General features: G+C 59.0%; 25 protein-coding genes. 9 read left to right on the plus strand and 16 right to left on the minus strand.

Annotated elements, in window-relative coordinates; translation table 11 throughout:
* Position 1 precedes the first annotated feature (1 nt).
* A complete protein-coding gene (locus GH784_RS16055; protein ID WP_003511814.1) occupies positions 2-601 on the plus strand; it encodes a GNAT family N-acetyltransferase in 600 nt (199 codons plus the stop codon).
* A complete protein-coding gene (locus GH784_RS16060; RefSeq protein WP_003511812.1) occupies positions 598-3513 on the plus strand; it encodes an EAL domain-containing protein in 2916 nt (971 codons plus the stop codon). Before GH784_RS16055 ends, GH784_RS16060 begins: the two co-directional genes overlap by 4 nt.
* Before the next feature lie 123 nt (positions 3514-3636).
* Here the strand turns inward: GH784_RS16060 and GH784_RS16065 are convergent, their stop codons facing one another.
* The 3 genes from GH784_RS16065 to GH784_RS16075 form a co-directional block, all read right to left on the minus strand.
* Positions 3637-4743, minus strand: coding sequence for a zinc-binding metallopeptidase family protein (locus tag GH784_RS16065; protein ID WP_003511810.1), 1107 nt, complete (start codon positions 4741-4743; stop codon positions 3637-3639).
* A 167-nt stretch (positions 4744-4910) separates the two neighbouring features.
* Positions 4911-5102: a CsbD family protein gene (locus tag GH784_RS16070; protein WP_003511808.1), complete on the minus strand. Its 192-nt coding sequence runs from the start codon at positions 5100-5102 to the stop codon at positions 4911-4913.
* Between the two features lie 107 nt (positions 5103-5209).
* Entirely contained in the window at positions 5210-5815 is a 606-nt protein-coding gene (locus GH784_RS16075; protein WP_003511807.1) for a YqgE/AlgH family protein, read from the minus strand.
* Between the two features lie 162 nt (positions 5816-5977).
* Between GH784_RS16075 and GH784_RS16080 the strand changes: the two genes are divergently transcribed.
* Together GH784_RS16080 and GH784_RS16085 are read left to right on the plus strand one after the other, a co-directional pair.
* Positions 5978-6826, plus strand: a complete 849-nt coding sequence (locus tag GH784_RS16080) for a protein-disulfide reductase DsbD domain-containing protein (RefSeq protein ID WP_065702733.1) — start codon at positions 5978-5980, stop codon at positions 6824-6826.
* A 122-nt stretch (positions 6827-6948) separates the two neighbouring features.
* A complete protein-coding gene (locus GH784_RS16085; RefSeq protein WP_003511803.1) occupies positions 6949-7434 on the plus strand; it encodes a peroxiredoxin in 486 nt (161 codons plus the stop codon).
* 64 nt (positions 7435-7498) lie between these two features.
* Here the strand turns inward: GH784_RS16085 and GH784_RS16090 are convergent, their stop codons facing one another.
* From GH784_RS16090 to coxB, 12 genes are all read right to left on the minus strand, one after another.
* Complete coding sequence (locus GH784_RS16090; RefSeq protein ID WP_013635620.1) at positions 7499-7807, minus strand: Dabb family protein; 309 nt, start codon at positions 7805-7807, stop codon at positions 7499-7501.
* Positions 7808-7935: 128 nt separating this feature from the next.
* Positions 7936-8376, minus strand: coding sequence for a ribonuclease HI (gene rnhA, locus GH784_RS16095; protein ID WP_065658252.1), 441 nt, complete (start codon positions 8374-8376; stop codon positions 7936-7938).
* Positions 8373-9341, minus strand: coding sequence for a homoserine kinase (locus GH784_RS16100; protein ID WP_003511797.1), 969 nt, complete (start codon positions 9339-9341; stop codon positions 8373-8375). The genes rnhA and GH784_RS16100 overlap by 4 nt, the downstream gene beginning before the upstream one ends.
* A 92-nt stretch (positions 9342-9433) precedes the next feature.
* The gene (gene ispH / locus GH784_RS16105; RefSeq protein WP_065702736.1) at positions 9434-10480 is read right to left on the minus strand and encodes a 4-hydroxy-3-methylbut-2-enyl diphosphate reductase; all 1047 of its coding nucleotides are present in this window, start codon (positions 10478-10480) and stop codon (positions 9434-9436) included.
* Positions 10481-10543: 63 nt separating this feature from the next.
* Positions 10544-11278 carry an SURF1 family protein gene (locus GH784_RS16110; protein WP_065702811.1) on the minus strand — a complete coding sequence of 245 codons (735 nt, stop codon included), beginning with the start codon at positions 11276-11278 and terminating at the stop codon, positions 10544-10546.
* A 10-nt stretch (positions 11279-11288) separates the two neighbouring features.
* Positions 11289-11675, minus strand: a complete 387-nt coding sequence (locus GH784_RS16115; protein WP_065702738.1) for a DUF983 domain-containing protein — start codon at positions 11673-11675, stop codon at positions 11289-11291.
* 100 nt (positions 11676-11775) lie between these two features.
* Positions 11776-12651, minus strand: coding sequence for a cytochrome c oxidase subunit 3 (locus GH784_RS16120; RefSeq protein ID WP_003511788.1), 876 nt, complete (start codon positions 12649-12651; stop codon positions 11776-11778).
* 63 nt (positions 12652-12714) lie between these two features.
* Positions 12715-13344, minus strand: coding sequence for a cytochrome c oxidase assembly protein (locus GH784_RS16125; RefSeq protein WP_003511786.1), 630 nt, complete (start codon positions 13342-13344; stop codon positions 12715-12717).
* A 42-nt stretch (positions 13345-13386) separates the two neighbouring features.
* Complete coding sequence (locus GH784_RS27620; RefSeq protein WP_013635615.1) at positions 13387-13518, minus strand: hypothetical protein; 132 nt, start codon at positions 13516-13518, stop codon at positions 13387-13389.
* Positions 13518-14471 (minus strand): heme o synthase, encoded by a 954-nt coding sequence (gene cyoE / locus GH784_RS16135; RefSeq protein WP_065702739.1) that lies wholly within the window; start codon positions 14469-14471, stop codon positions 13518-13520. Before cyoE ends, GH784_RS27620 begins: the two co-directional genes overlap by 1 nt.
* A gap of 381 nt (positions 14472-14852) precedes the next feature.
* Positions 14853-16562 carry a cytochrome c oxidase subunit I gene (gene ctaD / locus GH784_RS16140; RefSeq protein ID WP_003511781.1) on the minus strand — a complete coding sequence of 570 codons (1710 nt, stop codon included), beginning with the start codon at positions 16560-16562 and terminating at the stop codon, positions 14853-14855.
* Between the two features lie 17 nt (positions 16563-16579).
* Positions 16580-17443 (minus strand): cytochrome c oxidase subunit II, encoded by an 864-nt coding sequence (gene coxB / locus GH784_RS16145; protein WP_153793581.1) that lies wholly within the window; start codon positions 17441-17443, stop codon positions 16580-16582.
* A gap of 441 nt (positions 17444-17884) precedes the next feature.
* Between coxB and GH784_RS16150 the strand changes: the two genes are divergently transcribed.
* The 5 genes from GH784_RS16150 to GH784_RS16170 all read left to right on the plus strand — a co-directional run bounded on the left by GH784_RS16150 (position 17885) and on the right by GH784_RS16170 (position 21676).
* Positions 17885-18409 carry an invasion associated locus B family protein gene (locus GH784_RS16150; protein ID WP_003511775.1) on the plus strand — a complete coding sequence of 175 codons (525 nt, stop codon included), beginning with the start codon at positions 17885-17887 and terminating at the stop codon, positions 18407-18409.
* 69 nt (positions 18410-18478) lie between these two features.
* Complete coding sequence (locus tag GH784_RS16155; RefSeq protein WP_065702744.1) at positions 18479-18787, plus strand: hypothetical protein; 309 nt, start codon at positions 18479-18481, stop codon at positions 18785-18787.
* Between the two features lie 79 nt (positions 18788-18866).
* On the plus strand, positions 18867-20282 hold the full coding sequence (tldD, locus tag GH784_RS16160) for a metalloprotease TldD (protein WP_065702746.1): 1416 nt from the start codon (positions 18867-18869) through the stop codon (positions 20280-20282).
* A gap of 275 nt (positions 20283-20557) precedes the next feature.
* The gene (locus GH784_RS16165; RefSeq protein WP_003511773.1) at positions 20558-20995 is read left to right on the plus strand and encodes a bleomycin resistance protein; all 438 of its coding nucleotides are present in this window, start codon (positions 20558-20560) and stop codon (positions 20993-20995) included.
* 6 nt (positions 20996-21001) lie between these two features.
* Positions 21002-21676: an HAD family hydrolase gene (locus GH784_RS16170; protein ID WP_003511772.1), complete on the plus strand. Its 675-nt coding sequence runs from the start codon at positions 21002-21004 to the stop codon at positions 21674-21676.
* Positions 21677-21939: 263 nt separating this feature from the next.
* On the opposite strand, the gene GH784_RS16175 is transcribed toward GH784_RS16170, so the two are convergent.
* Positions 21940-22245 carry a pyrophosphohydrolase domain-containing protein gene (locus GH784_RS16175; protein WP_065702748.1) on the minus strand — a complete coding sequence of 102 codons (306 nt, stop codon included), beginning with the start codon at positions 22243-22245 and terminating at the stop codon, positions 21940-21942.
* Positions 22246-22289 lie beyond the last annotated feature (44 nt).

Below are 22289 nucleotides of genomic sequence, written 5' to 3' on the forward strand. Positions count from 1 at the left end.
AATGCTGCGTTTTCTTTCCCGACATAACGACACCCCGGAACTGCGCAGCGCCAACCATCTTCTCAGACTGCCGCGCTATGGCGATTTCAAGCAATGGCACGTTCTGCGCTCGGAAAGCCGTCAGTTTCTCCAGCCATGGGAACCCACCTGGCGCCCGGACGAACTGACGGAAGGCTCCTTCCGCACGCGTGTGGTGCGCAACGGCCAGGAGTTTTCCTCCGGCACCGCCGTGTCGTTTCTGCTATTCGAGAAGGAGACGTTGCTCGTTGGCGGCATCACCATCGGTTATATCAGGCGGGGTGCTGCACAAAGCTGCATGATAGGATATTGGGTGGGCGAACGCTACGCCGCGCAAGGCCATATGTCTGCCGCATTAAAATTGGTAATACCCTATATCTTCAACGGACTTCAGTTGCACCGTATCGAGGCAGCCTGTATTCCGGAAAACTTCAAAAGCATCCGGCTTCTCGAAAATGCCGGGTTCCAGCGGGAAGGCCTCTTGCGGGAATATCTGAAAATCAACGGCCAATGGCGGGATCATACGATGTTTTCCCTTCTTGCCGACAAGCAAAGCTCCAGTGGAACGAAGTACGATACATGACTTACACTCACTCTGCGCCGTGCCTGTCGAAACGTCTGGCGGCAATTGCACTGGCTGCGCCGTTCTTCCTGTTTTTCCTGCTTTTTTCGTCTCTTTCCTACGCCTTCGAGCCGGTGAAGATTTCCCGTGACGATACGGCGCTCGATCTCACCGCGACAACCGATATCTATGCCAATCAGGGCGAAGCCTTTCAGGTCTCGACCGCGCCCGGTCCGGATGGCATCCGCCGCCGTATCGAGGTGCGCGCCAGCTCCACCGACCATCAGGGCGACTGGGCCGTCTTCGCGCTCGCCAACGTCTCCGAAGAGCAGCTGGAGCGCGTTATCGTCGCACCGCATTTCCGTCTGGTGAACTCCAAGCTGTTCTGGCCCGATCTCGGCTCGCAGCGCATCATCGCGATCACGCCGAGCGAAGGCTTTGCGCTTGACCGGCAGCCGAGCCCGGATGCCGACGTGTTCCGCATCACGCTCAATCCCGGCTCCGTCATCACCTTCGTCGCCGAGCTGTCGACACCGCAATTGCCGCAGATCTATCTGTGGGAACCGGAAGCCTACAAGGATACGATCAACGCCTTCACGCTCTATCGCGGCATCGTTCTCGGCATTGCCGGCCTGCTGGCAGTGCTCCTGACCATCCTGTTCGTCGTCAAGGGAACCTCGGTTCTGCCCGCGTCGGCCGCGCTCGCCTGGGCGGTGCTCGCTTATATCTGCGTCGATTTCGGCTTCCTTGAAAAACTCATCACCGTCACATCCAGCGATCAGCGAATATGGAGGGCGGGCGCCGAAGTGGCTCTCGCCTCCAGCTTCGTGGTCTTCCTGTTCACCTATCTCAATCTCAACCGCTGGCACGCGCATCTGGGTTATGCGACCTTTGCCTGGGTGGTGGGGCTGGCGCTGCTGTTCGGCGTCGCGATTTACGATCCTTCGGTCGCCTCCGGTATCGCGCGCGTCTCCTTCGCGCTGACGGCGACGGCCGGCATCGCACTCATCATCTATCTTGGCTTCAACCGTTACGACCGGGCGATTTTGCTCGTTCCGTCATGGGCGCTCATCCTCGTCTGGCTGTTCGGCAGCTGGCTGACGGTGACCGGACAATTGGACAACGACATCGTTCAGCCGGCGCTTGGCGGCGGGCTGGTGCTGATCGTGCTTCTGATCGGCTTCACAGTCATCCAGCACGCCTTTGCCGGCAGCGCCTATCAGCAGGGCCTGTTTTCCGATCTCGAACGGCAATCTCTCGCACTGACGGGCAGCGGCGATACCGTGTGGGACTGGGACGTGACGCGCGACCGCATCGTCACCACACCTGATATTTCCAACCGTCTGGGGCTGGAGCCCGGCACGATGCATGGTGCTGCGCGCAACTGGCTGCCGCGCCTGCATCCTGACGATCGCGACCGGTTCAAGGCAACGCTCGACGTGCTGCTCGACCATCGCAAGGGCCGCCTCAATCACGAATTCCGCATTCGCGCTGAAGACGGACATTTCCATTGGCTGCAAATCCGCGCCCGCCCGGTTCTGGGCTCCAACGGCGAAATCATCCGCTGCGTCGGCACCATCACCGACATCACCGAGCAGAAGAACTCGGTGGAGCGGCTGTTGCAGGATGCGATGAATGACAATCTGACCGGGCTACCAAACCGGCAGGTCTTCCTCGACCGCCTGCAATCGATCCTCAACCTCTCTCCTGAAAGCGACGGCGTGCGCCCGACGGTGATGGCGATCGATATCGACCGTTACAAGCTGGTCAACGATACGCTCGGCATTGCTGCAGGCGACAATATCCTCATCGCGCTGACACGGCGTCTGCGCCGCCTGTTGAAACCGCAGGATACGCTGGCGCGTCTCGGCGGCGATGAATTCGGCCTGATCCTGACCTCGGAGCGCGATCCGCAGCGGGTGGCCGATTTCGCCGATGCGGTGAACAAGGCAATCATGGTGCCGATCAATTTCGCCAATCGCGAAATCATCCTCACCGCCTCCATCGGCCTCGTTTCATGGATCGACCAGCAGGAAAGTGCCGCAGGTCTCTTGAGCGATGCGGAACTGGCGATGTACCGCGCCAAGCGCGCTGGCGGAAACCGCGTCGAGCCTTTCCGTCCCGCTTTCCGCACGTCCGGCACCGACCGCCTGCAAATGGAAAGCGATCTTCGCCGCGCCATCGAGCGCAAGGAGCTGTCGCTCGCCTATCAGCCCATCGTCAAGCTTGACGATGGCGCGCTGGCCGGTTTCGAGGCGCTGATGCGGTGGGAACACCCCAAGCGCGGCAACATTCCGCCAAGCGAATTCATACCCATCGCGGAAGCCTCCGGTCTGATCGAACCGCTCGGCATGTTCGCGCTGGAAAGGGCAGCGACCGACCTGATGGACTGGCAGCATTCCATCGAGAAGATGCCGATCTTCATCTCCGTCAATATTTCCAGCGCGCAATTGCTGAATAACGAACTGTATAACGACGTGCGCGGCATGCTGACGCGAACGCGCTGTAATCCGCAGCAGCTGAAGCTGGAGCTGACGGAATCCGTGGTGATGGAAAACCCGGAACAGGCGCGGCTGGTGCTTTCCAAGCTGAAGGAAACGGGCATCAGCCTCGCCATGGACGATTTCGGCACCGGCTATTCGTCACTTGCCTATCTCACCCGCTTCCCCTTCGACACGATCAAGCTCGACAAGGCACTGGTGGCCAATACCAGCGACAAGCGCAACGTGCTGCTGCGCTCCGTTATCGCCATGGCGCGCGCTCTCGATATGCAGGTGGTGGCGGAAGGCATTGAAACGCCTGAGGATGCGGCGGAACTCTCACGCATGAACTGCCATTTCGGCCAGAGCTTCCTGTTCGGCACACCGGTTTCCGGCGATGCGGCGCTGAAGCTTCTGCGGGAGCGGTTCCAGCCGACGAAGCGAGCTTCGTAAGAGGAATTGGAATATGGGGTGGTAAAGGGCTACTCCATCCACCGCCGTCATTCCGGCATTGAGCCGGAATGACGGGAGAAGGAAACGACGCGTTTCCTGACTATGACTTCTCGTGTCTCGTATTCACTGCGCCATCGAGAACTGCTGCATCTGCTGTTGAGGCATCGCGTCGATCCTGCCGTGTAGCAGGTCGTGGATGAATTCCATCTTGCTCACAACAGGCGGGGCCAGCACGAAGGGATAAAGGTCCGCCTCCCCCATGCTGCGCTGGATCGAGTTGATGGCGACGCTGAGCGGAATCCAGGCCTTGACCAGTTGTGCGGCGCTACGGGCATTATAGGGATCGAAAGTGACCTCCGCCGCCATTTCCTCATGTCCATCGGGGTCTATCGCCACACCAAAGGCGCGCGCGGTTTCCAGCGTATCGACAATGTGAAGATAATGCGCGAAACACTCGGCAAAATCCTCCCAGGGATGCACGGAGGCATAGGCGCTTATGAAGGTTTCCTGCCAGTTGGGGCGCGGCCCCTGCTCGTAATTGCGCTGTAGCGCCGCGGCATAGTCTTCGCGCTCATCGCCGAATACCGCGCGGCAGGCCTCCAGTCGGTTCTCATCACGAACCAGCTTGTTCCAGATGAAATGCCCAACCTCATGGCGGAAATGGCCAAGCATGGTGCGATAGGGCTCGTTCATGTTGGCGCGCACCTGCTCGCGCGTCGCATCATCCACCTCTGCCGCGCGAATGGCGATCAGGCCCTCGTCGTGGCCGGTCATGGCGGGAATGACGGAACCGTCAGGCGCGACCTCATCAACCAGAAAGTCGAAGACTAGCCCGCCGACAGGATCGGCATCGCGGTTGGGATGCGGCAGGCCGAGACGCAATATCGAATAGAACAAATGCCGCTGTGCTTGGCTGATGCCGCGCCATTGTTCGATGCCCTTATCCGTCGCGATATTTGGCACGAGACGGTTATGGCTGCAGGCCGGGCAAAAGGCGTTTTGGCTTTCCGCCGGCACAGACCAGTTGCAGATGTCGTTCACCTCATTGGCGCAGAACCGCACCTGTCTTTCCGGCTGGGCTACGAGTTGCCAATTCGGCTCACCCGCAGGCGCCAGCGCTTCCATGGAAAGGCGCTCCGGCACGAAGGCCAGACGATGGCCGCAAGAGACGCAGAAACGATTGTCGAAGTGGACCGGCTGGCCACAGGAAGCGCAGGAAAAAAGCTTCATTCATGAAACCCTTGCGGTGGATGAATTGGGTGAAGGCGAATATAAGAGACAAAGGTGAAAGGCGTCACAAACCCGCCCTTCAGGCCCCCAGACGACAAGAGCGCATGTGCGATAACACATGCGCTCCAAAGCACCGCATCAAAGACACGGGAGCCCGTCAGGCGGCATTACATACGATCAACGACACCCTTGACCGCATCCTTGGCCTTGCCGACGTTCTTCTGTACCTTGCCTTCGGTTTCCTGAGCGGCACCCTTGGCGCGCAGCTCGTTGTTGCCGGTTGCTTCGCCGACGTTTTTCTTGACCTTGCCAGCAACTTCCTTGGCTGTACCGGCGATCTTGTCTGATGTGCTACCCATGTTACTGCTCCCTAGTTGAGCCGTACTGTCTGTGCGGCTTTCGGGACTGTTAACGTCAGGGATTGGGATTGGTTCCAGCAGTCGACAAAAGGAGCATCACGAAAAAATCAGGCGTGGCCGGCTTCCGCAGAAAGCATGCGAGCATCCACACCCATAAGCGCAAGCGCCCGCTCGTATTTGTTGTCCAGTCCGCGGTCGAAAATCAGCTCTTCCGCCGCCGGGCAATTCAGCCATCCATTATTGGCGATCTCGTTTTCCAGCTGGCCCGGACCCCAGCCGGCATAACCGAGCATCATGGTGGCCTTTTGCGGGCCGCGACCATTGGAAATGGCGCGCACGATATCCAGCGTTGCCGTCAAGGAAATGTCGTCGCTGACCGGAATGCTCGATTCACTTAAATAATCATCGGAATGCAGCACGAAACCCCGGCCGGATTCGACCGGGCCGCCGCATTGGATCGGAAATTCCCGGGTGCGGTTGGGAAGCATGATGGCGTCGTTGCTGTCCACCAGCTTCAGATGCAGCAGAATATCCGTGAAGGTGATCTGCTGCGGCCGGTTGATGATGAAACCCATGGCTCCGGCATCCGAATGGGCGCAGATATAGACCACCGAACGGGCAAAATTGCCATTGTCCAGCCCCGGCATCGCAATGAGGAACTGGCTGTCAAAAAAGCCACGTTCGCGTTTGTCCATCAGGGTTGAAAAGCTCACCGGCGCCTCCAGCTTGCCGAATTCCACCATTGAACGGGAAAGCGGCGTTCGCACTTCGACAAAGCACAGGATGCGGCATCGCGCCCGATCAATCAACCGAAAATGATGAACCGCACGAATTCGTAACTGGTCCATCAGGCGATGTTGGGTTAGACGGAAAGAATGAGCGTCAGGACATTCTTTCGATTTTCACATCTTCGCCTCGCCGTTGCCTTCGCCGCCCTTCTCGGTAGCTGGCAACTAGCGCAGGCCGAAATTACCGACTGGGCGAGAAGTGAAGGCGGCCAGATGCGTGTGGCAAGCCTTGCCATGGATGCGGACGGCGTGGTGCGCGGCGTGTTGCAGATCGAGCCGAAAGACGGCTGGATAACCTATTGGCGCGAACCGGGCGAAGCTGGAATACCGCCCAAGATCACGCTTGATCCGGCAAGCGGTATAAGCCTGACATCGATGGCCTATCCCGTTCCCAAACTCATCGAGAACGGCGATATCACCGATATCGGCTACGATCACGCCGTCAGCATTCCCTTTCAGTTGAAAGCCGTGGACGCCAAAGCGGGAGGCAATATCGACCTCACCGCCTTCATCGGCGTCTGCCAGAATATCTGCATTCCCTTTGAGGCGACGTTTTCGATCAGCCGCGGCAATGCGGGCGATGACGACCACGAAGAGCGGCGATTGCTGGAAGAGGCGCGCGAGACGCTGCCAGAGGCTGCGTCCGACGATTTCAAGGTTGTCGATTTCCACATCACGCCCGACAAGACCATGCTTGGCGTGCAATTGCAGCTGCCGGAAAACGCGCCGAAGGAGACCGAGATATTCATCGCCGGCCCCTCCGGTTTTGCCTATTATGAGCCGCAGAACCTGGTGCGAGACAAGCGCAAGCTCTCCTTCTACATGAACATCAAGGGCTTGCCAAAAACCTATCAGGTGCAGGGCAACAGCTGGCCCATTCTGGTCAAATCCGGCGATCGGACCATGGAGACCATGCTCAATTTTCCAAAGCCCTGACGGTTCAGGCGGCATATCCCGAACGGGTGTCTCAGCCATGTAATTTCCCGCGAAAACCGTATGACAGTTTTCTTTTCCTTGCTCTATAGTCGCGCGAACCAAACGGCCATAGGAGCATGGACATGACTATCAAGATCGGCGAAAAACTGCCTTCCGCAACCTTCAAGGAAAAGACCGCCGATGGCCCGGTGGAAACCACCACCGATGCGCTTTTTGGCGGCAAGACGGTGGTTCTTTTCGCCGTACCCGGCGCTTTCACTCCCACCTGCTCGCTGAACCACCTGCCGGGCTACCTCGAAAACCGCGACGCCATTCTCGCAAAGGGCGTGGATGACATCGCCGTCGTTTCCGTCAACGACTGGCACGTCATGGGCGCATGGGCACAATCGTCCGGCGGCCAGGGCAAAATTCACTTCCTCGCCGACTGGGACGCCGCCTTCACCAAGGCGCTCGGCCTCGATGCCGACCTTTCCGGCGGTGGCCTCGGCGTGCGCTCCAAGCGCTATTCGATGCTGGTGAAAGACGGCGTGGTTACATCGCTCAACGTGGAAGAAAATCCCGGCCAGGCGACGGTCTCGGCCGCTGCAGCGATGATCGAGCAGCTTTAAGCCACCTCTCTGTCGTCGCGAATGAAGTACAGTATCCATTAAAGGGCGGTCAAACCGCCCTTTTTCACACATTCATATCAAACACCAGAAGCCCGGCCAGACCGCCATCGGTCAGCGAGACCAGACGTTGACCGACTTCCATGTGTTGCGGGTGCGCCAGATATTCGTCGCGGGCTTCCGGGCTGTCCAGCGTCACGATGAAGCCATCGACGAAACCGCCATTCAGGCCTTCCGGCGAAACGTTCTGGCCGTATTTCACGTCGATTATGCCGGGTATCACGTCCTTGAGGGCCGCAATTGCTTCAAACACCGCGTGTTTTTCAGAGGATGCCGTTGCAGCCTTGAACCGTAGAAATACACAATGCAGGATCATCTGAATGTCTCTCCTCCGCTGGAACATCGTCCAACTGTTTGACGACAAGATAGATCGGGTTTCAGTTTTCACAATCCCTTATCACGGTTGGGCCGGATCAGGGCCGAATGGAAGAAATCAGTCTTCCGTTACCGGCGTTTGAAAGGCTCCATGCCCTTGCGTGCCAATTCGTCGGCGCGCTCGTTTTCCGGGTGGCCGGCATGGCCCTTGACCCAGTGCAGCGTCACTTTATGGCGCTCCTGCGCAGCGTCCAGCGCCTGCCACAGCTCCACATTCTTGACCGGTTTGTTATCGGCGGTTTTCCAGCCCTTCTTTTTCCAGCCGAAAATCCACTTGGTGATGCCATCCTTGACATAGGCGCTGTCGGTATAGAGATCGACTTCGCAGGGACTTTTCAGCGCGTTGAGCGCCGAGATGGCCGCCAGCAGTTCCATGCGGTTGTTGGTGGTATCAGCCTCGCCGCCGGACAATTCCTTTTCGGTCTCGCCATATCGCAGCACGGCACCCCAGCCGCCCGGACCGGGATTGCCGGAGCAGGCGCCGTCGGTAAAGATATCGACATGTTTCATTCGCCAACCAGCCCGTATTCGGCGACATGGCTGATGGAGCGGTGGAACCGCAGCTTGCGCAGATATTCCAGCGGGTCTTTCTTCACCACCAGCGCGCCCGCTGGCGTCGTCAGCCAGTCATAGAGGCGGGTCAGGAAGAAGCGCAGCGCCGAGCCGCGTGCCAGAAGCGGCAAGGCATCCAGTTCCGCCTCGCTCAACGGGCGCACCGACTGGTAACCTTCCAGCAGCGCCTTGCCCTTGGTGACGTTGTACGCACCATCCTTCTCGAAGCACCAGGCATTGAGGCAGATCGACACGTCATAGGCGAGCAGGTCGTTGCAGGCGAAGTAAAAATCGATGAGCCCGGAAAGCTCGTCACCGAGGAAGAACACGTTGTCCTGAAACAGGTCCGCATGGATGACGCCCGCGGGCAAATCCTTCGGCCAATGGGCGGCGAGATAATCGATTTCCGGGCGGATCTCTTGCTTCAGGCCCTTTTCCACCTCGTCGGCGCGGTCTTCAGACTTGTCCCACAGCACCTTCCAGCCATCGACGGAGAGTGCATTGGGGCGCTTGATCTCGAACCCCTCACCGGCCAGATGCATGGCGGCCAGCGCCTTGCCGACTTCCCGGCAATGTTTCGCTTCCGGTTTTCGCAGCCACATGCCTTCAAGGAAGGAGATCAGCGCCGCTGGGCGACCGGACAATTCGCCCAGCAGTTCCCCGTCCTTGCGCGGCAGCGGCAAGGGGCAGGACAGACCCTTGGCGGCCAGATGCTGCATGAGACCGAGGAAGAACGGCAGATCGGATTTTTCCACTCGCTTTTCGTAAAGCGTCAGAATCAGCGGATCCTTCGTCGTATGCAGCAGGAAATTGGAGTTTTCGACGCCTTCGGCAATGCCCTTATAGGATGTAAGGCTGCCAACGTCGTATTGTATGAGGAAATTCCTCAGATCATCTTCGGTGATGTCCGTATAAACTGCCAATTTCAAATCTCTTGATGAAGGATGGAGTGAAAATCTGAAGAGGGGATGACATATGCGCGGTGGGAACCACTCACATATCTCGCCATCCCGGTCTAGGCGCCAGTGGCGGCTTTCGGTGGCAGGGCATTGCTGGCATTGCCGTTCACGAAAGCCATGTCGTCCGTCGTCAGCTCGATGCTGCGCAGTTCGCGGTTGACGAGGAAATGTTCCGTTTCCTCCACCGTGACGGCCAGATCGAGCGTCGTATCGAAACGCGCCTTGAAGGCTTCGATGATCTCATCAACGATGACCTCCGGCGCAGAAGCGCCCGCCGAAAGACCGACGGTGCGGATATCGCCGATCGCATCCCAGTCGATTTCCGCCGCACGCTGCACCAGAACCGAATGTTTGGCGCCAGCGCGCAGCGCCACTTCCACCAGCCGCTTCGAGTTTGACGAATTGGGCGCGCCGACCACGATGAAGAGATCGCAGCCGGGGGCCGCCTGCTTCACCGCATCCTGACGGTTGGTGGTGGCGTAACAAATGCTGTCGGCGGCGGGCGCCTGAATGGCCGGAAAACGTTCCTGCAACCGGGCAATAACGCCTGCGGTATCATCGACAGACAGCGTTGTCTGGGTAACGAAACCGAGGTTTTCTCGGTCCACCGGTTCATAGGTGCCGGCATCCTCCACCGTCTCGATGAGCGAAACGGTACCTTCGGGCAGCTGGCCCATGGTGCCGATGACCTCAGGGTGACCGGCATGGCCGATCAACACGACATGGCGGCCGAGGCGCTGGTGGCGCATGGCCTGCTTATGGACCTTGGAGACGAGCGGGCATGTGGCATCGAGATAAAACAGGTTGCGCGCCTGCGCATCCTCCGGCACGGATTTGGGCACACCATGGGCGGAAAAGACCACCGGCTGCTCGCGATGCTCGGCGGGGATTTCGTGCAGTTCCTCGACGAAAATAGCGCCCTTGGCTTCCAGCCCCTCGACCACGTATCGGTTATGGACGATTTCGTGGCGGACATAGACCGGCGCGCCATAGGCTTTCAGCGCCAGCACGACGATCTGGATCGCCCGGTCCACGCCCGCGCAAAAGCCGCGCGGTCCGCACAGCCTTATCGTCAAAGGGGGTTTGGAAACGGCGATGTTCATTCGTGCTCCTTGGCGTGCTCCTTGCCCTTGCCCGGTAGCCAGCCTTACCGGACAGGGCGCGCGTTATTCACCTTGCGCCTTACCGTTCCGGAAATAGGCAAAACCGGCGACGATGACAAGGGCCGCCGCCAGACCATACCACGTTATCGCATATTGCAGGTGATTGTTGGGCAAATCTATCAGCGTCACGCCGCCCTGTGGCCAGCCGCCGGGGTTCGGCGCATCGTCGGCATCCACGAACAGGTTGACCAGCTTGTTGGGCGGGATATCGGTGCTCGACGCCATGGCCGCCAGATCCTTCCAGTAGAAGATGTTCTTGGCGATATCGTTATCCGGCAGCAGGGAAGACGGTTTTGCAACGAGAGGCGCGCGCGCCAGCCCCTTGATCTGCACCTCGCCAGCGACCTGCCCTTCAGGCCGCTTCGTCGCCTCCTTCATCTCAAACGGCACGAAGCCGCGATTGACGAAGAGGATGCGGCCATCGGCAAGCGACAGCGGAGTATAGATGTAATAGCCGGTTCTGCCCTGGTGGGTGGCGAAGAAATGCCGCTCGCGGGCATGATCGAAAACGCCGGAAACGTTGACCCTGCGATATTCAATTTCGCCGCCGCTTTTGGCAATGGCTTCGATCTGCGAGAGCGTGGCCGGACTTGCGTTGCGCCGCGCCTCGATATCGGCAATCAGCGCTTCTTTCCAGTAAAGCCGCTTCACCTGCCATGTGCCTAGCCCGAGAAGGATGGCAAGTGCCAAAAGGACGAGCGGCGCGGCAAACCAGATGCGTCTTTCCGCCGCCTTCATGTGGGAAACCTCATTCACGATCAAGCCTGCCTTCGCTTGCATTGTTGCGGTATTGCAGCGCAATCATGATGCCCTTCATCTTGCGCAGCAGCACGAGGGAGACGATCACCGCGAAAGGCAACCAGAGCATGGCATGCACCCAGACGGGTGGCGCAAAACGCTGATCGAACCAAAGCGCCAGCCTGACGACAAGGAAACCGACGATCAGCATGACAAAGACGGCCGGGCCTTCGCCCGCATCGGCAAAGCCATAATCCAGCCCGCAGGCGCTGCATGCGGGTTTCGGGGTCAGGAAGCCGTCGAACAGCCTGCCATTGCCGCAACGCGGGCAGCAGCCCTTCAGCCCGACTTTTATTGGGTCCACCGGCGCAAAGCCGCCGTTTCCGGGTTCAGACATGATGGCCTCCCGCCTTGGGCCGGTTAAACCTCCGTCCGGCCCGCCTGTTTAAACACAAAGGGCGGCAGATGCCGCCCTCCGAGTCAGAAAACAAACCGCATCACTCCGCCAGCGGCGCGCCCCAGCCGCCCCAGATGTAGATCGCGAAGAACAGGAACAGCCAGACGACGTCAACGAAGTGCCAGTACCAGGCAGCCGCTTCGAAGCCGAAATGCTGTTTCGGCGTGAAACCGCCGGCAATGGCGCGCAGCAGGCAGACCAGCAGGAAAACCGTGCCGACGAAAACGTGGAAACCGTGGAAGCCGGTCGCCATGAAGAAGGTCGCACCATAGATCGAGTTCTTGAAGTCGAACGGGGCGTGCATGTATTCGTAAACCTGCACGGTCGAGAACAGGACGCCGAGGGCAACGGTGAGGACGAGACCGGTGATCAGCCCCTTGCGGTCATTGTGCAGCAGGGCATGGTGTGCCCATGTCACGCAGGTGCCCGACAAAAGCAGGATGACGGTGTTGTAGAGTGGCAGGTGCCAGGGATCGATGACCTCGATGCCCTTTGGCGGCCACTGACCGCCGGTATATTCGAGGCGGGACGCCTGAATGGCCTCGTGCGGATAAAGGCTGGCATCGAAATAGGCCCAGAACCACGCGACGAAGAACATCACCTCAGAGGCGATGAACATGATCATGCCGTAACGCAGGTGAAGCGAAACGACGCGGGTGTGGCTACCCTCATTGGCTTCCTTGATCGTGTCTGCCCACCATGCGTACATGGTGTAAAGCACGATGACGAGACCGATATAAAACAGCCAGGGATTGGCCAGTTCCATGCCGAACAGCTTGAAGGAGCCAGCCGACAGGTAACGCATGTAACAGACGCCGCCAAAGGTCAGAATGAAGGCGCCGATCGAGGCCAGAAGCGGCCAGGGGCTTGGATCTATGATGTGGTAGTCGTGGTTCTTCTGATGCGTATCTGCCATGTGTGACAATCCCCTGGTATCTCTTCCCAGACCCGGCCCTACTCAAAAGGCCCAAGTCTCCTCTCACAATTTGCTTTCGCCAGATTCAGTCTTTACCGGCAAGGACGCAACCGGTTTTTCGGTTTTGGCCGGATAAAACGTATAGGACAGCGTCAAAGTATGAATGTTCTTCGTTTCGCGCGCCGTGGCGATATCCGGATCGATGAAAAACACCACCGGCATTTCGAGCGTTTCGCCCGGCTGAAGCGTCGTTTCAGTGAAGCAGAAACACTCCACCTTGTTGAAATAAGCGCCTGCTTCCATGGGCGTGACGTTAAAGACCGCCGTGCCCGTGGTTGCCACCGCTGAGCGGTTCGTCGCCTTGAAATTGATCTGCACCGTCTCGCCGATTTTCGGCGTGACCAGCTTGTCGACCGGGCGGAAATCCCAGTTGAGGCCATTCGACGTATTGGCGTCGAAGGTGACGTTGATGGTCTTGTCGAGAATGACGTCGGAATATTGCTCGACGCGCTGGGTCGTGCCGTTATAGCCAGTGACGCGGCAGAACAGGCTGTAGAGCGGAACGGCGGCATAGGCCATGCCGATCATAGCGCAGAAAAAGACGAGACAGAGCACGAGGATGGAGCGATTGCTCACCCGCTGCGTGCCGGCCGTTGCCTTGTCTGCCCCGATATTTGCCCCAGTATTCGCCATGTCCCCCTCCTCTCCTCCGATCATGCCCTCACTGTCAGGCCGTCAATGCGAGCCGATCTTGATGATGGTGATGACGTAAAACAGCACCACCAGACCGGCGAGCAAGACGCCGAGCGCGACGTTGCGCCCGCGCCTCGATTTTTTCTGCGCCGCGCTCAGTTCCACGGTTTCCATCAAAAAACTCCCGAAATCACGGCTTTCAGGGCCGGAGCGAAATGATCGGCCAAAAGGCCGGAGAAGACGGCGAAGAGGTAAAGCACCGAATAGGCGAACATCTTCTTGGCGGGCAGCATTTTTTCGTCACCGTCAGGCATGCGCCGGACATCGAGCGAACAGTACACAAAGATCGCGCTCAGCACGGCGGCGAAAATGCCATAACCGAGGCTCGCCAGACCGGTGAAATACGGCGCGACCGCAACTGCAGCCGTCAGCACGGCGTAAACGATCATCTGGTTCTTGGTGGAGCGCTCGCCCGCCACGTTCGGCATCATCGGAATGCCGACGGAGCCGTAGTCGCGCATCTTGAACAGCGCCAGCGCCCAGAAATGGGCTGGTGTCCACAAGAAGATGATGAGGAAGAGGATGACGCTATCAAGCGAAACGCCGCCGGTGACGCAGGCCCAGCCAAGCATGGGCGGGAAAGCGCCGGCAGCACCACCAATGACGATGTTCTGCGGTGTCGAGCGTTTCAGCCACATCGTATAAACGACGGCGTAGAAGAAAATGGTGAAGGCGAGCAATCCGGCGGAGAACCAGTTGACCGCAAGCCCGAGGATGACCACCGAAAAGGCCGAGAGCGTCAGTCCGAAGGCCAGCGCCTCGCCAGGTGCTACGCGGCCGGACGGGATCGGCCGCTTGGCGGTGCGGCTCATCACGGCGTCGATATCTGCATCGTACCACATGTTGAGCGCGCCGGATGCGCCGGCACCGACGGCAATACAGAGAATGGCGATGAGGCCGAGGACCGGGTTGATGTGGCCCGGCGCCAGCACGAGGCCCGCAAACGCCGTGAAGACGACGAGCGACATGACGCGCGGTTTCAGCAACTCGAAATAATCGCGCGCGCCGGCTTCCGAAAGTTCGGAGCTTTCCAGGCCAAGCATTTCGCGATTGTCGATGACGGTCATTTCGTATCCTGTTTTTCTTCAGATGCCGCTTGTCGCGGCATCCCTTGCACCAGCCCGAAAACAGAGTGTCGTTTTCGGCGTGCACGGTGCGTCAATTCATTGGTCCGAACGTTCCGGCACGGGCAGCACCGGGGTCAAAGACCCGATGCCATGCGCCTGGCATATCGCCACGCCCGTTCCGTCGCCCTGCTGCGTCTGCCCATTCATAGTGGCAGTACTTGGCTTTTATCATGTCGCACGAAAAGCTTCGCTTGGACAAAATGCCTCACGCAGCAGCAGACTCCGTCCGCCTCAAGGGAAACGGCGCGGATAAGCCCGCACCATCCCCTCTTTTCAGCTTCCGGAGTTCGCAAGCCCTGCCCGCGCACTCCGGTCCGGCATTCAGCGAATGCGCGGAAGCTGTTCCCACTGGTGGTATGGCGGCGGAGAGGACAGCTGCCATTCGAGCGTCGTCGCACCTTCACCCCAGGGATTGTTGCCAGCGATCCGCTTCTTGGCGAAGGCTTCCCAAACACCGAAGAGGAAGATCAACACGGCAACGGCCGAGATATAGGAACCATAGGAAGACACCAGGTTCCAGCCGGCATAGGCATCGGGATAATCGATGTAACGACGCGGCATGCCGGCAAGGCCGAGGAAGTGCTGCGGGAAGAAGATCAGGTTCACGCCAACGAACATCACCCAGAAGTGCAGCTTGCCGATGAACTCGTTGTACATGTAGCCGGTGATCTTCGGGAACCAGTAATACCAGCCGGCGAAGATCGCGAAGACCGCGCCGAGCGACAGAACGTAATGGAAGTGCGCCACGACGTAGTAGGTGTCGTGCAGCGAACGGTCGAGACCGGCATTGGCGAGCTGGACGCCGGTAACACCGCCGACCGTGAACAGGAAGATGAAGCCGATTGCCCAGACCATCGGGGTCGAGAAGGTCAGCGAACCGCCCCACATTGTCGCGATCCACGAGAAGATCTTGATACCTGTCGGCACCGCGATGACCATGGTTGCGAAGACGAAATAACGCTGCGCTTCCAGCGAAAGGCCGACCGTGTACATGTGGTGCGCCCACACGATGAAGCCGACAGCGCCGATGGCGACCATGGCGTATGCCATGCCGAGATAGCCGAAGACCGGCTTCTTGGAGAAGGTGGACACGATGTGGCTGATGATGCCGAAGCCGGGCAGGATCAGGATGTACACTTCCGGGTGGCCGAAGAACCAGAACAGGTGCTGGTAGAGGATCGGATCACCGCCGCCTTCCGGCGAGAAGAATGCCGTGCCGAAGTTACGGTCGGTCAGAAGCATGGTGATGCCACCAGCCAGAACCGGCAGGGAAAGCAGCAGCAGGAATGCGGTGACCAGAACCGACCAGGCAAAAAGCGGCATCTTGTGCAGCGTCATGCCCGGAGCGCGCATGTTGAGGATGGTGGTGATGAAGTTGATGGCGCCAAGGATCGAGGACGCGCCGGCAACGTGCAGCGAGAAGATCGCAAGATCCACCGCCGGTCCCGGCATGCCGTTGGTCGAAAGCGGCGGATACATGGTCCAGCCGCCACCCACGCCGTAACCGCCCGCCGGACCTTCGACGAAAAGCGACAGGAGCAGCAGGATGAACGCCGGAACGATCAGCCAGAAGGAAATATTGTTGAGGCGCGGGAAAGCCATGTCAGGAGCGCCGATCATGATCGGGATCATCCAGTTGGCAAAGCCGCCGATCATCGCCGGCATGACCATGAAGAAGATCATGATGAGCGCGTGCGCTGTCGTGAACACGTTGAACATGTGCTTGCCGCCGTCGATGGCAGCGTCACCCTCGAAACCGTAAACCATGGAGGCCAGACCGTGGAAGATCTGGATGCCCGGCTCCTGCAGCTCCATACGCATGACAACCGAAAGCCCGCCACCGATGATACCCGCCATGATGGCGAAGATCAGGTAGAGCGTGCCGATGTCTTTATGGTTGGTCGACAGGAACCAGCGGGCGAAAAAGCCCGGCTTGTGGGAATGATCATGAGAATGATCATCATGCGCGTGCCCATCATGAGCGGATTGACCATGCGAGTGATGATCGTCGTGTGCGGAAGGTCCAGCCATTGTCGTCACTCCAGGTCTCAGTTGGTTTCGTTGGCGGCAACGTCGACCGTGCGCGGAGCGCCATCGACGGAGGCTATCAGTGCCCGGTTCGCGCCGTTCAGATCTGAAGCGGCGGCGGCGTGCCAGGCATTGTACTGCTGTTCGGAAACCACCCGAATGGCGATCGGCATGAAGGCATGGTCCTTGCCGCAAAGCTCGGAACACTGGCCGTAATAAAGGCCTTCCTTCTCCGGCTTGAACCAAGTTTCGTTGAGGCGGCCCGGAACGGCGTCGATCTTAACACCGAAAGCGGGCATGGCGAAGGCGTGGATGACATCCGTAGGCGCCGCCGTCACCAGAAGGCGAACGGTCTTGCCGACCGGAACGACCATTTCATTGTCTACCGCGAGAAGACGCGGGTAGCGGGCCTTGTCCTCCTTGCCTGCAGCTGCACGATCCTGCTCCTTCAGCAGATAGCTGTCGAAGGCGAGCGGCTCGGCGCCCTCGGCAGCCTTGTATTCGTAGTTCCAGAGCCATTGCGTCGCAGTCGCCTTCAGCGTCAGGTCAGGGTTTTCCGGCTGCGTCAGCTGCGCGTTCAGAAGATTGAACGACGGGAAAGCGAGGAACAGGAGAATGAGAACCGGCGCAAGCGTCCACACCACTTCGATCGCGGTGTTGTGGCTGGTCTTGGACGGCACCGGATTTTTCGCTGCACGGAATTTCAAGGCGACGATAATGAGCAGCGCAAGAACGAAAAGCGTAACCGGAACAATGAACCAGAGCGTATATTGTTCAAACCAGCGTATTTCGTGCATGATCGGCGTGGCGGCCTCCTGCATGCCCATTTGCCAATGCACCGGCTGATCGGCCTGGGCGCCGACAGCCGTGAGCAGACAGGTCATCCCCGCCAATGCTGCGTAAATCCTATTCGTCACGGTACCCTCTCCCTCACGCGTCTGATCTTGATCAATTACAGACGCAGAATCCATGCTTATGGTACTAACTTCAAACCACAGTTTGTCCTCTGCCGCAATATGCGTAAGGACACGGATGTCAGCCAATTTCACCATTGTTCGTCGCAGCCGAGTTTCCCATGTCCCGTATCCTGCAAGATATTTCAGGCGCGCTTGGCAATGGTCAAAATCCGGCGCAGCCCCTGCTGGCAGCGCTTTTGCAGCAGGCTTCAGCCAACAGGCACCGGCTGCCGCACGGTCAAATCAGGCGCCTGCACCCGGCAACAGGTCCTATTTCCGCCCAACTCGGCTGGAATTGAGGTACCAAGGCTTTTTTTTCCGGATTATGGCGTCAAAATAGCCGCACTGATTCGAATCCCAGAGGTATCCATGCGTCTTTCCCCGCTCGCGCGCACTTTTCTTGCCGCCGCCGGTCTTGCCATCATCGCTCCCGCCGCAGCGGCGCTGGCGCAACAGCAGCCGCCCGGAACGCCGAAGTCGACGCATGGAGCATGGTCGGTGATCTGCGACAAGCCGGCAGGCGCATCCGAAGATCAATGCGCCCTGATGCAGAACGTGATTGCCGACGACCGCCCGGAAGTGGGGCTTTCGGTGGTGGTCCTGAAAACCGCGGACCGCAAGTCGCGCATCCTGCGTATCCTCGCACCGCTTGGCGTGCTTCTGAAGGACGGCATGGAGCTTTATATCGACAACAACAATATTGGCCGCGCCTATTTCACCCGCTGCTTCTCCGAAGGCTGCTATGTCGAGGTCGATATTGACGACGAGCTGCTGAAGGTTCTGCGCGCCGGCAAGAACGCGGTTTTCGCGCTGCGTGAATCCGTCGATCAGGATCGTGTCGGTATTCCGATCGAGCTCACCGGCTTTGCCGAAGGCTACGACGCGCTTCCTTAAACAATAAGGTTGAATCCGAGAGACTAAAACTCTACCATGAAAGTATTGTTTTAACTATTTTCGGATATCATGAAATATAGAAAACCGGTAACCCTCCGTCAGTTTCGCGGCGTTTTTCTGGTACTTCTACTATTTGCTTTTGCGGTGAGCTTTGCTCATGAAAGTGGCCTCTTGCCCGATTTCATGGTAGGAAACGCGCAGCCGCAAATGCTGATTATGATTGTCACTGGGAATATTCTGTCGCAGTTCCACTGGGAACGCGTCGTGCCGAATCCGCCTGAGCACTGGGGACGTCTGACGTTGCTGGTTCTTCTCCATAGCGTCCCTGTCTATGTGGCCATGGCTTTTTTCGTGCACCTCATATTCAAGCTGACTTGAGCCAAATCACGCTTTGGCTTGCCACCGACGCCCCACAATCCTACATGCTTGCCAGACACTATTCAGTTTGGAGCCTCCCATGACCAACGACCTTGTAAATCTCTTCGATTGCGACGAGACGCAGTTGCGCAAGCTGGTCGCGGAAGCGCTCACCGGCGCAGACGATGGCGAGTTGTTCATCGAACATGCGCAGGCCGAATCGCTGACCTTCGATAACGGCCGCCTCAAGGGCGGCTCCTTCAATACCGACCAGGGTTTTGGCCTGCGCGCCGTTGCCGGCGAGACCGTCGGCTACGCCCATGCGGGCGAGCTGTCGCAGGCTGCGCTGAAGCGGGCGTCGGATGCTGTCGGCGCCGTGACCAGAGGTTATTCCGGTTCCTATGCCGCAGCCCCACAACGCACTAACAAAAAGCTCTACGGCGACGAAAACCCGATCGGCAGCCCGAGCTTCGAGGAGAAGGTGAAACTTCTCACCGATATCGACGCCTATTTGCGCGACAAAGACGCGAATGTCCGGCAGGTGACGGCGACGATTTCCGCAAGCTGGCAGGTAGTGGATATTCTGCGCGCCGATGGCCATCGCGTCAGCGATGTCAGGCCCATGACCCGTATCAATATTTCCGTGGTCGCAGGTGAAGGCGACCGGCAGGAAAGCGGCTCCTACGGCATTGGCGGCCGCGTCGGCTTTGGCGATTTCATCACCACGGAGAACTGGCAGCGCGGTGCCGACGAGGCGCTGCGCCAGGCGCTCGTCAACCTGACCGCCGTCGATGCGCCGGCCGGCACCATGGATGTGGTTCTCGGCTCCGGCTGGCCCGGCGTCATGCTGCATGAGGCTGTAGGCCATGGCCTCGAGGGCGATTTCAACCGCAAGAAAACCTCGGCCTTTGCCGGCCTGATGGGCGAGATGGTGGCAGCCCCGGGTGTGACTGTGGTGGATGACGGCACCATCGACAGCCGCCGTGGTTCGCTCACCGTCGACGACGAGGGAACACCGTCGGCCCATAATGTGCTGATCGAGAACGGCAGGCTGGTGGGATATATGCAGGACCGCCAGAACGCCCGGCTGATGGGTGCGAAGGCGACAGGCAATGGCCGCCGGCAGGGGTATGCCTATGTGCCGATGCCGCGCATGACCAACACCTACATGCTGTCAGGCGACAAGACGCCCGAGGAGATCATCTCCTCCGTCAAGAAGGGCATCTATGCCGTTTCCTTCGGTGGCGGTCAGGTGGATATCACATCAGGCAAGTTCGTGTTCGGCTGCACCGAGGCTTATCTCATCGAGAACGGCAAGATCGGCGCGCCGGTGAAGGGTGCAATGCTGATCGGCAACGGGCCGGACGCAATGAAGCGCGTCTCGATGATCGGCAACGATTCGAAACTGGACACCGGCATCGGCAATTGCGGCAAGGCCGGGCAATGGGTGCCGGTTGGCGTCGGCCAGCCGCATCTGCGCATGGACCAGATCACCGTCGGCGGCACGAAGGCGTAGTTCCGGCCTCGAGCCGGAATCCAGCCTACCCGCGTCCGTTTGGCGAGATGAGCCGTTTCAGCCCAAGGACTTGGGCTGACTGTGTGCCGGATCATGCCCGGCATGAGGTGAGAAAGGCTGTGGTAGGCCGAAAAGTTGAACCTGCTTCAGCCCACAACTCCGCACATGGCTGCCATGATGAGGATTCCTCTGGCAAGTCACCCGGAAGACGATAATATCGCCCCATTACCGCAGGCCACGCCTCCCATAGCCGGGCCTGCGCGGCAAAGGAGACCATGACCATCATACGAAATGCCCTCGTCCCGGAACTAGCCGTCAGCGACTGGCAGAAAAGCCGCGCTTTTTATTGCGACCTGATCGGTTTTCATGTGGTTTATGAGCGCGCCGAAGAGGGCTTTGCCTATCTGGCGCTGGGTGATGCGCAGCTGATGATCGACCAGATCGGTGCGACCCGGACCTTCGTGGCGGAAAATGCAGCGCTTGAATTTCCGCTGGGCCGCGGCATGAATCTGCAACTTGCCGTTCCTTCCCTGCTGCCAATCCTCGCGCGGCTTGAGCGGGCCTCGATCGATCTTGTCCTGCCGTCAGAGGAAAAATGGTACAGGCGCGGCACAGTCGAGGTCGGCAACCGGCAATTCATCGTTGCCGATCCGGACGGTTACCTGCTCCGCCCGTTCGAAAGCCTCGGCGAACGCCCCTTCCGGTTCGGTTGAGCCGCCATGCTGCCTTTTCTCCCGCATGCTGTCGTTTTCGACATGGACGGATTGCTGATCGAAAGCGAGACGCTTTATCGCGATTCCTTTCTGGCCGCGTCAGATGAGGGCGGCCACGGAATGCGGGTAGAGACCTATCAGAAGGTCTGCGGCAGCCCGTGGGATGTCATTACCGGCACCATTTTCGCCGATTATGGCGCGGATTTTCCGATCGACAGCTTCCGTGACGCCTGGCTCCGGCATCTTGCCGTGATGATGGCGGAAGGCGTGGCGCTGAAACCCGGCGTCGTCGAAATCCTCGATCTTCTCGACAGGCTCGATATACGCCGCGCCATCGCCACCTCCTCGCGGCACGATTCCGTCACACGTCATCTCGGCCCCTATGACCTGCTCAAACGTTTCGATACCATTGTCGCCCGCGGCGACTATTCGGAGCCGAAGCCGTCGCCCATGCCATATCTTACTGCCGCAAAACGTCTCGGCATCGATCCGGGCCGTTGCCTGGCGCTGGAGGATTCCTGGCACGGCGTGCGCTCCGCCTCCTCGGCGGGCATGATGACGATCATGGTGCCGGATGTCGCGCCGCCGACCGAGGAAATGCGGGAAAAATGCATTGCCGTTTCAACCGACCTTCATGCGGTTGCCGGCCTCCTGCAACAGGCGCCGTTATCAGAGGCATGAAGGCGCGTCACATGCCTTTAGCCATTGGTCTTTATGGAGCCATATAGGCTGACAGGACGATCCTGCCCGAATTCATTTGTCGGCACATCCATAAACGGAGCGGCGCTGATATTGCTCGCTCTTTCCGCATTTGAGATTACCCTGCGGCAGGTCATGACGCCGGTGGCCGCCATTCTAGCAGCTATGCTCTCTATCGTTTTGCTCTCATAATCGCGGCAGCGGCAGAGCCGCAGCGGTAGGGCCGCGTCCCTCCCCGCAAACTGTCAAACCGACGGTTTAAAACGCCACTTGCGCTCTATCGATGCTTCGATGTCGAGACCGTTATAATGGGCGAGCAGCAAAACGTGGCCGAGGAGATCGGCGGTTTCGTCGGCAAGATCGAGTTTCATCTCCTCTTCGCTTCTGCCTTTGCTGCGCCCACGCCCCGTCAGCCGGTTCCAGGCCTGCGTGACCTCACCAACCTCCTCTTGGAGCTTCAGCATATACCAGTCGGGATCGCGGACGATCCCATTTTCCTCAGCGTATTTCTGTGAGGCAGCTTCAAACTGGCGCATCAAGACAGCAAGCATTTGTTCATCCTTTGTTCGTGAGATACAACTCTGATCACGATTCT

The organism is Agrobacterium tumefaciens, from assembly GCF_009649785.1.
Lineage (GTDB): Bacteria > Pseudomonadota > Alphaproteobacteria > Rhizobiales > Rhizobiaceae > Agrobacterium > Agrobacterium tumefaciens.